This is a genomic window from Thermomonas paludicola (assembly GCF_024498955.1).
GTDB classification, from domain to species: Bacteria; Pseudomonadota; Gammaproteobacteria; order Xanthomonadales; family Xanthomonadaceae; genus Thermomonas; species Thermomonas paludicola.
In genome coordinates this window covers 1,314,568-1,328,204 of the sequence record NZ_CP093311.1, presented here as the reverse complement: position 1 = coordinate 1,328,204, position 13,637 = coordinate 1,314,568, and the positions used below count along the sequence as shown (strand labels likewise).

At 62.1% G+C, this 13,637-nt stretch carries 10 protein-coding genes; 8 read left to right on the top strand and 2 right to left on the bottom strand.

Annotation, left to right across the window (positions count from 1 at the left end; all coding sequences use genetic code 11):
* Nucleotides 1-74: 74 nt before the first annotated feature.
* Entirely contained in the window at nucleotides 75-1,406 is a 1,332-nt protein-coding gene (locus LIW09_RS06210; RefSeq protein WP_256647076.1) for a Y-family DNA polymerase, read from the bottom strand.
* An 8-nt stretch (nucleotides 1,407-1,414) separates the two neighbouring features.
* Entirely contained in the window at nucleotides 1,415-1,882 is a 468-nt protein-coding gene (locus tag LIW09_RS06205; RefSeq protein WP_256647075.1) for a LexA family protein, read from the bottom strand.
* A 336-nt stretch (nucleotides 1,883-2,218) separates the two neighbouring features.
* Between LIW09_RS06205 and LIW09_RS06200 the strand changes: the two genes are divergently transcribed.
* From LIW09_RS06200 to LIW09_RS06165, 8 genes are all read left to right on the top strand, one after another.
* On the top strand, nucleotides 2,219-3,193 hold the full coding sequence (locus tag LIW09_RS06200; RefSeq protein WP_256647074.1) for an SOS response-associated peptidase family protein: 975 nt from the start codon (nucleotides 2,219-2,221) through the stop codon (nucleotides 3,191-3,193).
* Entirely contained in the window at nucleotides 3,190-3,414 is a 225-nt protein-coding gene (locus LIW09_RS06195) for a hypothetical protein (RefSeq protein ID WP_256647073.1), read from the top strand. The genes LIW09_RS06200 and LIW09_RS06195 overlap by 4 nt, the downstream gene beginning before the upstream one ends.
* Before the next feature lie 347 nt (nucleotides 3,415-3,761).
* Nucleotides 3,762-5,609 carry a type I restriction-modification system subunit M gene (locus LIW09_RS06190; protein ID WP_256647072.1) on the top strand — a complete coding sequence of 616 codons (1,848 nt, stop codon included), beginning with the start codon at nucleotides 3,762-3,764 and terminating at the stop codon, nucleotides 5,607-5,609.
* Nucleotides 5,606-6,937 carry a restriction endonuclease subunit S gene (locus tag LIW09_RS06185; protein WP_256647071.1) on the top strand — a complete coding sequence of 444 codons (1,332 nt, stop codon included), beginning with the start codon at nucleotides 5,606-5,608 and terminating at the stop codon, nucleotides 6,935-6,937. Before LIW09_RS06190 ends, LIW09_RS06185 begins: the two co-directional genes overlap by 4 nt.
* Nucleotides 6,934-7,692 carry a hypothetical protein gene (locus LIW09_RS06180; RefSeq protein ID WP_256647070.1) on the top strand — a complete coding sequence of 253 codons (759 nt, stop codon included), beginning with the start codon at nucleotides 6,934-6,936 and terminating at the stop codon, nucleotides 7,690-7,692. The genes LIW09_RS06185 and LIW09_RS06180 overlap by 4 nt, the downstream gene beginning before the upstream one ends.
* Nucleotides 7,685-8,611 (top strand): DUF5655 domain-containing protein, encoded by a 927-nt coding sequence (locus LIW09_RS06175; protein WP_256647069.1) that lies wholly within the window; start codon nucleotides 7,685-7,687, stop codon nucleotides 8,609-8,611. The genes LIW09_RS06180 and LIW09_RS06175 overlap by 8 nt, the downstream gene beginning before the upstream one ends.
* Nucleotides 8,612-8,633: 22 nt before the next feature.
* The gene (locus tag LIW09_RS06170; RefSeq protein WP_256647068.1) at nucleotides 8,634-11,738 is read left to right on the top strand and encodes a type I restriction endonuclease subunit R; all 3,105 of its coding nucleotides are present in this window, start codon (nucleotides 8,634-8,636) and stop codon (nucleotides 11,736-11,738) included.
* A gap of 73 nt (nucleotides 11,739-11,811) precedes the next feature.
* A complete protein-coding gene (locus LIW09_RS06165) occupies nucleotides 11,812-13,620 on the top strand; it encodes a tetratricopeptide repeat protein (RefSeq protein ID WP_256647067.1) in 1,809 nt (602 codons plus the stop codon).
* Nucleotides 13,621-13,637: the final 17 nt, after the last annotated feature.

Below are 13,637 nucleotides of genomic sequence, written 5' to 3'. Positions count from 1 at the left end.
GAACCCCGGTCAGGGCCCAATGCGTGGGGCTAAATCCTGGCCGCGGCGTTTACCTACTGCTCGTGAGCGGACGCCTACCTCACCGCCAACAAGTCTCCCCACTTCGTGGTGTAACTGGGCGACAAGGCCTGCAACGTAGGGCGCCACTGAGCATCCTTTGACCCCATACGCCGCTCGCCAGCCATCGCGCCACCTACGCGCCAGCCCACGGTGCCAACACCTAAGGTGCCGCGGCCGAACTTGGCGTTGATCTTATCCAGCACTGCCATCCCTCTCTCGGCCTTTTCGTTGGGCCTGAAGAACAAGTCCGCTTGCCGGTCCTCGGCCCCGACGAGATCGGTCAGGCCGACACCGCCGCGTTTGTATGCTTGAACGCCACGGCTTTTGCCTGTCTGGCGCATGATGGACATGGCAAGGAACCGCACGGCACGCAACACCTCGGCCGTGTCCTGCGTGGGAATGGGGAACGGCGCTGCACGGCTTGCATGGAAGCTATCGCCTTTGAACGGGTTGCCGTCCAGCCACACCCATAGCGCGCCGGCGGCCAGGCCGCGTTTGCGCAGCTTCTCGCAGGCAACCGTGGCAAAGGTCGCCAAGGCCTCCATCGGGTCCACCACGTCTCGTCCGAAAGTACGGCTCACCACCAACTGCTTGCGATCCGGCTCTTCGAGTTCCAGATCACCACAGGGCACGCCACGAAGTTCCATATGCGTGCGCGCCAGTACCACACCGTAGCTGGCACGCACATGGTCAGCAGGGAGCGCGACGAGCTCTGCGGCGGTCTTCACCCCTTCGGCATTCAGGCGGGCGGCGTAGCGTCGCCCAACACCCCATACGTCCTCTACTGCCAAGGCGTCCAGTTTGTGTGGAGTGGCATGGAACACTGACAGCGCACCGGCATTGACCGCGCGCTTGGATTGATCCTTCGCCAGCTTGTTGCCGGCTTTCGCCAAGGTTCTGGTCGCACCGAGTCCAGCACAGCAAGGGATACCAATCCACTTCAGGATCCGTTCGCGCGCTTCCAGCGCGGCACCCACTGGATCTTTCATGCCCGCCACATCCACGAAGTTCTCGTCGATCGAGTACACCTCGACCCGCGGAAACAGGTCATGCAGGATCGACACGATCCGGGCCGACAGATCCCCATACAGCGCGAAGTTGGCGGAGCGCACCTGCACCTGGTTGCGGATGTCCTTCGGCACCTGGAAGATGGGCACGCCGATCTTCAAGCCCAGCGCCTTGGCCTCGGGGGACAGGGCGATGCAACAGCCATCCCCGTTGCCCAGCACGACCGTGGGCTTGCCACGCAATCGGGGATCGAACACCCGCTCGCAGGACACGTAGAACGTGTTTCCGTCGATCAGGCCAAAGCGTGGAGGTTCAATCTCTGAAGGGCGCGACACCATGGCCGGGCTCAGAGGTGGAAGTGGATATTACTCCGCACCACGCCCCAGATATCGAGTTCGATGTCCTCGGGGACGATGATGGGCGGGTAGCCAGCGCTTGAAGCTAGCACGATCCTGTTGCCGCGGACATAGAGCTTCTTGCACACGAAGCCCCCTTCCCACAGGGCCACCACCGTGTGCCCTGGGCGCGGGGAAACGGACCGGTCGACAACGAGCAGATCGCCGTCCTGGATCCCGTAGTCGACCATGGAGCCGCCACAGTCTGCCTTCATGAGGAAGGTGGCTGGCGGGTTGGAGATCAGCCGCTCGTTGAGGTCCAGCCGGTCGTCCTCCTGGAAGAAGTCTTCGGCCGGGCTGGGGAACCCGCAGGCTGCGCGCGTAAGCAGCAGCGGCAGCGCAGGGGTGGTGAGCGATTGCGCTGGACCCAGCAGAGTGGGCGGAGCGGGAAGGGGGCGAGAGGAGACGGGGATCAACATGGGTGCGAGCTTCAGGGGTCGGTGACTCACCCGATGAGATCGCAGCCCCTCAGCTGGAATGGTGGGGGCGCGCACCGGGGACACAGGATAGCCTCGCAGGTAGTAAAAATACTAACGGCAGTTCCTGAACAGAGGTATCGACCAGCCGGGGCCCAGACTGGCGATGGCGCCGCACCAAGCGGAGAGGTCCGAAATAGGCCGAAATCCGGCTTCGGGTGCGCGACCGCATGTGCCGGCTACCCGTCACGCGCGTGTTATAGGCTTCTCCAGGATCGCGTCGGGATGCGACATCGCGCACTGTTCGCACCCAGCGCCAATAGAGTTGAGGAAGATCGAATGTGCTACAGCGCAGAAGCCTGGACCCTCTACGACGGCTACGTGAAACGTTTCGGTGCCGACATCGACATCAAAGCGTTCTGGGAGTTGTACCTGGGCCGAGAAGAGCGGTATAGAGTCAGGAACAAGTTGTCGGACGGCACCAAGATCCCCAAAGGGATGGATCTGAACTTCCTGCGCCCGAAGACTGCCTTGGAGCGCGCGATCCAGGATCTGGTCGCCACTTGGAACGGCCTTAAGTTGGGAGAAAGCGAGACAGAGCTGGAAAAGCAGCGGGTACGGTTGGCTGCGGCCGAGGCCAAGCTGGCCACCAAGCCGACGAAGACCGCGGCCAACGAACAACGGATCGCTACCAACAAGATCAAGCAGATGGAGCGCTGGATTGCCGAGGCCAAGCGCACCAGCCACAAGCCAACGCAAGACGATCGTATCTTCCCTCTGTGGTATGCCCCGGTCCTCCTGGTGGAGGACGGCAAGCCCATCGTTCGGCCGATGCGCTACCTGTGTCGGCCCCAAGGCATGGATCCCAGGACCGACTACACGAAGACGGGGCAGGTGTCGGGCAAGTACAACGCCCGACGGGACAATCTTCAGAAATTCTGGCGTCCACAGTTCGGGCACACCCATGCCCTCATGCTCGCCGAAACTTTCTACGAGAATGTGGATGACGGGCAAGGCGGGTCGAAGGAGATCCACTTCCAGCCCAGTACCGGCGAGACGATGTTCATCGCCTGTCTGTACTCCCACTGGACTGATCCCAGCGGGAAAGAACCTGACTTGTGGTCGTTCGCCGCCATTACCGACGAGCCTGAGCCCGAAGTGGCCGCGCAGGGCCACGACCGCACCGTCATCAACATCAAGCCAGAGCATGCAATCGCGTGGCTGACGCCTCAGGGTCGTTCAGACGAAGAGTTGTTCGCCATCTTCGACGACAAGCGTCATCCGTACTACGAACTGGTCCAGGAGGCCGCATGATCGATCCACGTCTTAAAGCGTTGTCCGACTACATGGCTCATACAGAGGCATCGACCTCGCATATCGACTTTTGGACCGGTTGGGACGAGGTAGCGGGAGACCTGGCCTCACATGCTTGGGCCGATGGCGCATCGCCCGATCTTCGTGAGGCGTACACGGAACTGTTGGCCGAAGCAGATGATCGAGGCTGGGCGGTGCCGTTAGATCAGTGTCAGCCCTGAGCTACCAGCGGAATTGGGGCAAGCTCGCGCCTTAGACCTGCCGGATGGAATTTTGAAACCAGGCCAGCGCGGCCGGCAGCCCCGTCCTCCCAGACGGGGCGCGCAACGGGTGGATGTCCTGGCCAGATGGCTGGTCCCGTGCGTTACCGACAGGGCCAGACTACGCAATGAGCCTTCTGCTCGCGATCAGGCAACCTCGTACCGTCGAGTCAGAAAATTCCGATCCTTAAGGTTCGGACTGTAATTCTGGATTCGGAGTTGCAGAGTGATCCTGCGTAGATCTCAGCCCGCGCGACAGCCTCGACTATCATCCGGGTTTGCTCCAGAAACAGGGGAACCCGCGTCGCATGAATCAGGCTGCTCTTTCGTCCTTCATCTGGTCCGTCGCCGACCTGCTGCGTGGCAACTACAAGCCGCACGAATACGGGCGCTTCATCCTGCCGTTTACCGTGCTGCGCCGGCTGGACTGCGTGCTGGCCCCGACCAAGGGCAAGGTGTTGGCCGAGCATGCCAAGAAGACCGAGGCGGGCGTCAATCCCGACCCCTTCCTCCGCCGGATCGTGGGCGAAGCGCGGTTCTACAACACCTCTCCCATGGATCTGCCCAAGCTGTTGGGCGATCAGGATCACATCCGCCAGAACCTCTACAGCTATGTGCAGGCGTTCTCTCCCGAGGCGCGCGACATCTTCGAGCGGTTTGACTTCTATACCCAGATCGAGCGGTTGGCCAAGGACAAGCTGCTGTACCTGGTCACCGAGAAGTTCGCAAACATCGACCTGCACCCGGACCGGGTGGACAACGCCCAGATGGGTCTGGTCTTCGAGGAGCTGATCCGCAAGTTCGCCGAGCTCTCCAATGAGACGGCTGGTGAGCACTTCACCCCGCGCGAAGTGATCCGGCTGATGGTCAACCTGATCTTCATCGAGGACAACGACGTGCTGACCCCCGGCAATGCCGTGGTGCGCACCATCTACGACCCCACCGCCGGCACGGGCGGCATGCTCTCGGTCGCGGCCGAGCACCTGATAGAGCACAACCCGGCGGCCCGCCTGACCCTGTACGGGCAGGAGCTCAACGACGAGTCCTACGCCATCTGCAAGGCCGACATGCTGATCCGCGGTCAGGACGTGGGCAACATCGTGCCGGGCAATACGCTCAGCGAAGACGGCTTCACCCACCGCAAGTTCGACTACATGCTCGCCAATCCGCCCTTCGGCGTGGAATGGAAGAAAGTGCAGAAGGTGGTCACGGATGAGCACGAGCAGAAGGGCTTCGACGGTCGCTTCGGACCGGGCCTGCCGCGCGTGTCCGACGGCTCGATGCTGTTCCTGCTGCACTTGGTGTCGAAGATGGCGCCGGTGGTCAACGGCGAGGGCGGTTGCCGCTTCGGCATTGTGCTCAATGGCTCGCCGTTGTTTACCGGCGGCGCCGGCAGTGGCGAAAGCGAGATCCGCCGCTATCTGCTGGAAAACGATCTGGTCGAGGCCATCATCGGTTTGCCCACCGACATGTTCTACAACACCGGCATCGCCACCTATGTCTGGATCGTCAGCAACAAGAAGCCTGCGGACCGCCGCGGGCAGGTGCAGCTGATCGATGCCAGCAGCTTCTGGCGCAAGATGCGCAAGAGCCTGGGCAGCAAGCGCAAGGAAATGGGCGAGGAGGACATCGCCACTGTCACCCGGCTGTTCGGCGACTTCACCGAGGCCGAGCGCGTCACCGTGCTGGATGCTGCGGGTAACGAAGTCGAGCAGTGCATCGTCACTGGCACCGACAACCTGCCGGTGCCGCCCGAAGGTGGCAAGCTCAAGCGCGTGCCGATTTCTCGCATCTTCGACAATCAGGCCTTCGGCTACACCACCATCACCGTGGAGCGCCCGCTGCGCGACGAAGCCGGCAACGTGGTCTCGTTCGAAAAGGGCAAGCAGAAGGGCAAGCCCCAGCCCGACAGCAGCCTGCGCGACACCGAAAACGTGCCGCTGGGCGAGGACATCCAGGCCTACTTCCGGCGCGAGGTCCTGCCGCACGCGCCTGATGCGTGGATCGACGAGGCCAAGACCAAGGTCGGCTACGAGATTCCGTTCAATCGCCACTTCTACGTGTTCGAGCCGCCGCGACCGCTCGAGGAGATCGACGCTGAGCTGAAGCAGGTGGCCGGCAATATCATGCGGATGCTGGGGGGGGTGGCGGAATGAGCCTGCCGAGGTATCCGGAGTACAAGCCCAGTGGCGTTGAATGGATAGGAGATATCCCATCCCACTGGGCGGTTACCCCAATCAGCGTGCTGGCAACGTTGAACGATGAGACGCTCCCGGAATCCACCGACCCGGAGCTAGAGATCGAGTACGTCGATATCGGAAGCGTGAGCCTCACCCGAGGGATCGAACGCAGCGAACCCATGACGTTTTCCAATGCACCATCGCGGGCACGGCGTATTGTTCGCGATGGTGACGTGCTGGTATCTACAGTTCGAACGTATCTCAAGGCGATCGCTCCGGTGGCTTTGCCAGCACCGAACCTCATCGCCTCCACAGGTTTTGCAGTGGTGCGCCCAAAGTCGGGCCAGTACTCCGGGTATTTGAAGTACGGACTTCAATGCGAAGCATTCGTTCATCAGGTCATCGCGCGATCTACTGGGGTCAGCTATCCAGCGATCAACGCTTCTGAACTTGCTCGCATTCCCCTGTGGACTCCTTCGTTCGGCGAGCAATATGCGATTGCAAGTTTTCTCGACCGGGAAACCGCCAAGATCGACGCGCTCATCACCGAGCAGGAAAAGCTGCTGGCGCTGCTGGCCGAAAAGCGCCAGGCCACCATCTCCCATTCGGTCACGCGCGGCCTTGACCCCAACGCCCCGATGAAGGACTCAGGCATCCCCTGGCTGGGCGAGGTGCCGGCGCAATGGGATTTGCCCCCTCTGTACTTACGGTATTCGTCGGAGCTAGGAAAGATGCTCGACACGGATCGCATAACTGGTCGGTACTTGGTGTCTTACCTCCGTAACGTCGACGTCCAATGGGATGCCATCAACTACGAAAACCTGCCCGCAATGGATATTAAGCCGGACGAGATTGCGCGATACACGGTTCGGGATGGTGATCTTCTAGTCTGCGAGGGTGGTGAAGTCGGACGGACAGCTGTGGTGAATGTTGGCGACTCGGTCATCGGCTATCAAAAGGCCTTGCATCGCCTCAGAGCGCTTTCCGAGTCCGAGTGTCCGAGATATATGTTCTACATCTTTTCGTGGGCATCGAAGGCAGGGGCGTTCGCCGGCGAGGGGCAAGCAACGATTGCCCATCTGACCGGCGAACAGCTTCGTAGATATCGTTTTCCAAGGCCGTCTAAAGTGGAACAGGAGGCAATTTCAGAGTTTCTGGACGATGCACTTGCCAAGTTAGCCAAGCTGAGCGAGGAGGCCGAAAATGGAATTGCTTTGCTCAAGGAGCGTCGCAGTGCCCTGATCGCCGCCGCCGTCACCGGCCAGATCGACGTGCGCGGCGCAGTGGAGTCGCAAGCGGCATGACCGATCCCTGGCTCCGCGACGTCCCCGCGGTCTTCCGCGCGCTGGCCGACTCCCGGCTGGAAAGCGCGATCCCGCGTCCGACAACCGGGCCATTCGAGCAGGCCTGCGCCCACTGGGGCGCGCTGCACTACACACTGTCCAGCCTGCTGGGTTGGGCCGATGTCGGTCGTGGGCTTGCGTGGTGGTACGCCGCCGGCAAGCCTGTGGAGGATTCGCCCGTGCTGGCGCTGGTGCAACGGGTGTGGGCCGCCGACGACCTCATCGACTACTACGCCGCGTGGTCGTGGTTGCCTGCCGGTGTCGGCTACGAATTGCCTCAGTCGGCCCTGATCGACGGCGGCCCGTCGCCGACCTGGCTCGCGCAGCATTCGCGCTGGCCGGACGAGGACTGGTGGCGCAGCTTTGCCCGGCGCGGCCAGGTCCATCACCACGATCCGTTCTACGGCGGCAGCGATCCGCTGCACCTTGCAGCGCATGCCGGCCCGCCCACGGTCGAGCCGTCTGCGAACCCGCTGGTACATCTGGTCCCGCAGCAGCGCCGCGCTGTGCTGGTCACAGAGGGGCTGGACCACTGGCTGGCCGACCTGCATGCGCTGGAAGCAAACCTGCCACCGCTGGGCGAGCGATCGTGGCGGGCGGAGCTCTTTGATCGTCGCATCGGTTATCTGGGCGAATACCGCCGCAGCCGCGTGACGGGACGTTGGTTCTTGGGCAAGCATTCCGTCCACATGAGGGGACATCCGGGACATGAGTGATATCCAGTTGTTCCGCCTGAGCGAAGGACAGGCGATTGAGCTGCCCGGCCGCGCAGTGGCCGTGGAGCGCCAGTTGCAGGCGCTGATCGAGTCCCAGATGCCGGCATTCCTCGGGGTCCGCTTTCTCGCCAGCGAGTACGCCACGGGCAAGACCCACAAGGGACGTATCGATTCGCTGGGGCTGGACGAGAACGGTTGCCCGGTCATCGTGGAGTACAAGCGCCACAGCAACGAGAACGTCATCAACCAGGGCCTGTTCTACCTGGACTGGCTGCTGGACCATCAGGCCGAGTTCCGCTGGCTCGTCATGGAGCGCTTGGGCAAAGTAGTCGCGGATGCCATCGACTGGGCCGGTACGCGCCTGCTGTGCATCGCAGCCGATTTCACCCGCTACGACCAGCACGCCGTGCAGCAGATTCCCCGCAACATCGAGCTGATCCGCTACAAGCTGTTCGGCGATGACCTGTTGCTGCTGGAGCTGGTTAATGCGGTCAGCGTGAGCGACGCCACGGCCGGCAAGACCCAGGCGTCTGCAGCCACGACCGGTGCCCCCAAGCCAGGCGGGAAGGACAAGACGGCCGCGGAGCAGCTTGCGCAGGCACAGCCGGGGATCCGACAACTCTACGAATCCCTTGCCAGCTATCTCAATGCATTGGGCGATGACGTGCAGGAAAAACACCTGAAGCTCTACACCGCCTTTCGGCGGCTGAAGAACTTCGCCTGCGTCATTCCCTACCGGGACAAGCTGCTGGTGATGCTGAAGCTGGATCCGGACACGGTTACGCTGGAGGACGGGTTCAGTCGGGATACCCGCAACATCGGCACATGGGGGACGGGCGATCTGGAGCTGACGCTCCGCACCCAGGCAGACATGGACAAGGCCAAACCGCTGCTGGATCGCAGCTACCAGGAAGGTTGAGCCTGGGCATCAGGGGGAAACAATGAATTTGCATCAGGAGCAGCACTTCGAGCGCGAGATCTGCGAGCAGCTGTCCGCCAAGGGCTGGCTGTATGGCGAAGGAGATGCCGCCCACTACCACCGCCAATCCGGCCTGTTCCTTCCGGACCTTCTGGCGTGGATCGAGGCGACCCAGCCGGAGAGCTGGCAGCGACTGCAGAAGACCCACGGCCCGCAGCTGGCCGAACGTTTGGCAGAACGGATTCGCAAGAACCTCGACGAGCGCGGCACGCTGGACGTGCTGCGCCGTGGCGTGGAGATGCTGGGGCTCAAGCAGCCGTTGACGCTGGTGCAATTCAAGCCGGCATTGGCCATGAACCCTGTGACCCAGCAGCACTACGCGGCCAATCGCCTGCGGGTGGTGCGGCAGGTCAAGCACTCGCCCAATCGCCCCAACGATTGCCTGGACCTGGTGTTGTTCGTCAACGGTATTGCGGTGGCAACGGCAGAGCTGAAGTCGGAGTTCACCCAGAGCGTGGGCGATGCGGTGGACCAGTACAGGTTCGACCGGCATCCGCACCCCAAGGGCGGGCTCCGCGAGCCGCTACTGGCCTTCCCCGGTGGTGCACTGGTGCACTTTGCAGTCAGCCAGGCCGAGGTGATGATGACCACCCGGCTGGCCGGAGAGCAAACCCGGTTCCTGCCGTTCAACCGCGGCAACGAAGGTGGAGCGGGGAATGCCCCCGATCCGGAGGGCATTGCCACTCGCTACTTGTGGGAGGAGGTCTGGGCACCTGACAGCTGGCTGGAGATCCTGGGCCGATACCTGATCGGCAAGCGCGATGAGAAGAAACAGCTGCAGTCGGTGATCTTCCCGCGCTACCACCAGCTGGACGCCAGCCGGAAGCTGGTGGCCGACGTGCAGGCGCACGGTGCTGGCCAGCGCTACCTGATCCAGCACTCAGCCGGCTCCGGCAAGACCAACTCGATTGCGTGGACGGCCCACTTCTTGGCCGATCTGCACCGTGACAACGTGAAGGTGTTCGACAGCGTGCTGGTGGTCTCAGACCGCAATGTGCTGGACAGCCAGCTGCAGGAAGCCATCTTCGACTTCGAGCGCACCACTGGCGTGGTCGCAACGATCACCGGCGAGCAGGGCAGCAAGAGCGCCCAGCTGGGGCAGGCGCTGAAGGACGGCAAGAAGATCATCGTCTGCACCATCCAGACCTTCCCCTTTGCGCTACAGGCCGTGCAGGAGCTGGCCGCGACAGAGGGCAAGCGGTTCGCCGTGATTGCCGACGAGGCGCACAGTTCGCAGACAGGACAGGCGGCAGCCAAGCTGAAGCAGCTGCTGAGTGCGCAGGAGTGGGCCGACCTGCAAGACGGTGGAGAAATCGACACGGAGGCCCTGCTGGCTGCCCAGATGGGGGCCCGCAGCACGGAATCCGGACTGACCTACATCGCCTTCACCGCCACGCCCAAGGGCAAGACGCTGGAACTGTTCGGTCGCCCCGGTCCGGACGGGCTGCCGCAGCCGTTCCATGTGTACTCCATGCGGCAGGCCATCGAGGAGGGCTTCATCCTCGATGTCCTACTCAACTACACGCCCTACGACCTGGCCTTCCGTCTAGCGCATGACGGCAAGGGGATCAACCAGACCCAGGTCGAGCGCAGCACGGCAATGAAGGGGATCATGCAGTGGGTTCGCCTGCACCCTTACAACATCGCTGCCAAGGTGCAGATCGTGGTGGAGCACTACCGCGAGAACGTGCAGCCGCTGCTGGACGGGCAGGCCAAGGCGATGGTGGTGGTGTCGTCCCGGCAGGAGGCGGTGCGCTGGCAGAAGGCAATCCGCGAGTACATCGAGCGGCAGCACTATCCGCTGGGCGTCCTGGTGGCGTTCTCCGGCGAGGTCAATGATCAGGAGTCCTATCCCGAGCCGGTCACCGAATCCAGCAAGCTGCTCAATCCCGGGCTGAAGAACCGGGACATTCGCGAAGCCTTCGCGCAGCAGGAGTTCCATCTGCTGCTGGTGGCCAACAAGTTCCAGACGGGCTTCGACCAGCCGCTGCTGTGCGGCATGTACGTGGACAAGAAGCTGGGCGGCATCCAGGCAGTACAGACGCTGTCGCGCCTGAATCGCGCGCACCCCGGCAAGACGACCACGTACGTGCTGGACTTCGTCAATGATGCCGCGGACGTGCTGCATGCCTTCAAGACCTACTACGAGACCGCCGAGCTCGAAGCCACGACCGATCCGAACCTGATCTTCGACCTCCGCGCCAAGTTGGATGCTGCCGGCCATTACGACGACTTCGAGGTGGAGCGGCTGGTGAAGGTGGAGATGGATCCGAGAGCCACCCAGGCGCAGCTGGTGGCCGCCATCCATCCCGTCGCCGACAGGCTGCTGAAACGCTACCGGGCGGCGCAGCAGTCACGCACGGCTGCCATTGCCGCAGAGGACGGCCAAGCGGAAAAGACCACCAAGGACGAGCTGGATGCGTTGGTCCTCTTCAAGGGGGACATGGCGTCGTTCAACCGGCTGTATGCCTTCCTGTCGCAGATGTTCGATTACGGCAACACCGACATCGAGAAGCGGTTCCTGTTCTACAAGCGCCTGCTGCCACTGCTGGAGTTCGGGCGCGAGCGCGCGACCGTGGACCTCTCCAAGGTGGTGCTAACACATCACACCCTGCGCAGCGGCGGCAAGCAGCCGCTGAACCTCAATGCGGATGGCGCCTACAAACTGCAACCGATGGAAGCGGTTGGCAGTGGTCACGTTCAAGACAAGCAGCAGGCCTACCTCAACGAGATCATCGAGAAGGTCAACGGGCTATTCGAGGGTCAGCTTTCCGACGGCGATCAGCTCGTTTACGTGAACGGCGTCATCAAGGGCAAGCTGTTGGAGAACGAAACGCTGATCCAGCAGGCGACCGACAACAGCAAGGAACAATTCGCCAACTCCCCGGACCTGAAGCACGCTCTCCTGCACGCGATCATGGATGCTCTGGACGCGCACACGACGATGAGCAGTCAGGCGCTGGAGTCGGAACGGGTGCGGGATGGATTGAAGGACATCCTGCTCGGGCCGGCGCAGCTGTACGAGGCGCTTCGGGCGCGGGCTGGGGATGGAAGACCGAGGGTGTAGCGAAGAGCCCGGGTTAGTCAGAGAGGTTTTATGTGGCTCCTTGCGACCCTAACCAGACGTTCGCTGCATCGTGATGTCGAATGCCAAAGGCAACACCACCGATAGTCATTCGGAAGTTGCAGTAGCTGGCGTTACAGTTCCCGTAAGCGGCGAAGTGAGTCTTGCACTGAGTAGTATGTACGACAAATGTCGGCACATCTTGGGGGATGTGGTGGATTGGAAACACGTTCAAGAATTGCGCAAGCAGGGAAACATTGTCGAAGGCAAAAAACTCGCCTACGACTTGCTCGAGACTGACCCTCGCGATTTCCGAACGCGGTCAATGCTCGAGTGGCTGATCTATGATCAGGCCAAGCCGGCGTTAAGGAATGCGGCCGAGGCAGTCAAGGCAGACAAGCGACCTCAGCAAGTAGACCTGCATCGTATCGACCAAGCGCTGACGGAGCTTACCAAGCTACCTGCACAGTGCCCAGGGATGGCCTGCTCGGTGGTACTTCAACAGCTATGTCGCATTGGCCCCGAGTTCCCCCGGTTCGCTGCGTTCGTCAAGTGGGTTGGAATCGAAGGCCTCCGGGAGGAAGACTGGATATCCCAGTCTTCCAACGATGGGACATGGCCGGCCCTAGTTGTATCGGTTGCCCGCGCGCTGACGAAATGGACGAAAGCCCGCGACACCTCTGTCGAGCGTTTGGAAGAGGCGATGCAATGGCTAGACGCTGCGGCTCCCGTCGCGAGGGGGGACGACAGCTTATGGCTGCAGTGGGACAGGGCCGGCATGCTGCGGCGGCTGGAGCGGTACGAAGAAGCGGCCCTTGCTCTATCAGCCGTGATCAAGGCCAAGCGGAACGAGTTCTGGGTCTGGGCCGAAGCAGGTCGGCTATACATAACGGATGACCCCGATTTGGCACAGGCTTGCTTTTGCCAAGCTCTATTGTGCCCTTCATCTCCAGAGTTTGTGGCCAAGGCACACCGGGAGCTGGCAGAGATGCTGGCTGAGCGTGCTGAGTTCGCGCAAGCCTCCGTCGAAATCAGGATCGCAGCGGCCAGTCGGGAGGAGCAGGGGTGGCGCTTGGGAGACGAGCTGGAAAATCTCATGCGCGAGCCTTGGTACAATCCCGAAACGACGGATGCTCAGGATCCGAAGCGCTACTACGCCGAGCATGCCCCGCCGGCGCTGGCCCTTTGCTTCGATGAAGTCGAAACGCGACCGGCAACGTTCCTTGGCGTGCTGAACCTTCCGCCTCCGCGGGACGCCAAGCCGGGATGGAAACCGCGACCTCGCACGCGATTCGCAGTTATGCGCGAAGAAGGCCAGTCGGTCAGCATCCTTGGCCCGCATCTTCGCAAGGTTCCATGGAGGCAGGGGGAGCCGGTGGCTTTGGTGCTTGGCCGGCAAGCGGGCGAGATCGAGGAAACGGTTGTTCAAATCATTCGTCGCCCGGACGGAGAGGCTTGGGATCGGACGGCCATTGGCCATGGGGTTGTTGTTCAGGAGGCCGCCGACGGGAAGCCCATGCGGATCTTTGCCGGCCGTGATCTCGGTGATTTCCCTGTCGACAATGATTCCGCTTCGGGCAACAAGATGGGCGCTGGTGACGGAGTGTCGTTCCGAATGACCACGAATCCGAGGAACGGTCGCATCGATCTGTTTGCCGCAAGTCCCGCTCAATTGCCTGATACGGATGTGAAGCAAATTCAGGGAAGACTGCGGCGCCAAGAGTCCTCGGCGCATGCCTTCGTGGAAGATGTCTTCGTGCCACCCAATGTGGTCAAGACCGTCCCAGAGCACGTTGATGAGGTCGGCGTTGTGGCGGTCTACGCCCGTCACCCCAAAAAGGAAGGGTATGGCTGGCGGGCGGTGCGGATCTCGACGACGAGCTAAGCCGGTTCCTTAGTGGG

What these genes read in the sequence shown, in the direction of transcription:
- LIW09_RS06210 (WP_256647076.1), bottom strand. Translation starts at nt 1,406, where the DNA reads ATGGTGTCGCGCCCTTCAGAGATTGAACCTCCACGCTTTGGCCTGATC.
- LIW09_RS06205 (WP_256647075.1), bottom strand. Translation starts at nt 1,882, where the DNA reads ATGTTGATCCCCGTCTCCTCTCGCCCCCTTCCCGCTCCGCCCACTCTG.
- LIW09_RS06200 (WP_256647074.1), top strand. Translation starts at nt 2,219, where the DNA reads ATGTGCTACAGCGCAGAAGCCTGGACCCTCTACGACGGCTACGTGAAA.
- LIW09_RS06195 (WP_256647073.1), top strand. Translation starts at nt 3,190, where the DNA reads ATGATCGATCCACGTCTTAAAGCGTTGTCCGACTACATGGCTCATACA.
- LIW09_RS06190 (WP_256647072.1), top strand. Translation starts at nt 3,762, where the DNA reads ATGAATCAGGCTGCTCTTTCGTCCTTCATCTGGTCCGTCGCCGACCTG.
- LIW09_RS06185 (WP_256647071.1), top strand. Translation starts at nt 5,606, where the DNA reads ATGAGCCTGCCGAGGTATCCGGAGTACAAGCCCAGTGGCGTTGAATGG.
- LIW09_RS06180 (WP_256647070.1), top strand. Translation starts at nt 6,934, where the DNA reads ATGACCGATCCCTGGCTCCGCGACGTCCCCGCGGTCTTCCGCGCGCTG.
- LIW09_RS06175 (WP_256647069.1), top strand. Translation starts at nt 7,685, where the DNA reads ATGAGTGATATCCAGTTGTTCCGCCTGAGCGAAGGACAGGCGATTGAG.
- LIW09_RS06170 (WP_256647068.1), top strand. Translation starts at nt 8,634, where the DNA reads ATGAATTTGCATCAGGAGCAGCACTTCGAGCGCGAGATCTGCGAGCAG.
- LIW09_RS06165 (WP_256647067.1), top strand. Translation starts at nt 11,812, where the DNA reads ATGTCGAATGCCAAAGGCAACACCACCGATAGTCATTCGGAAGTTGCA.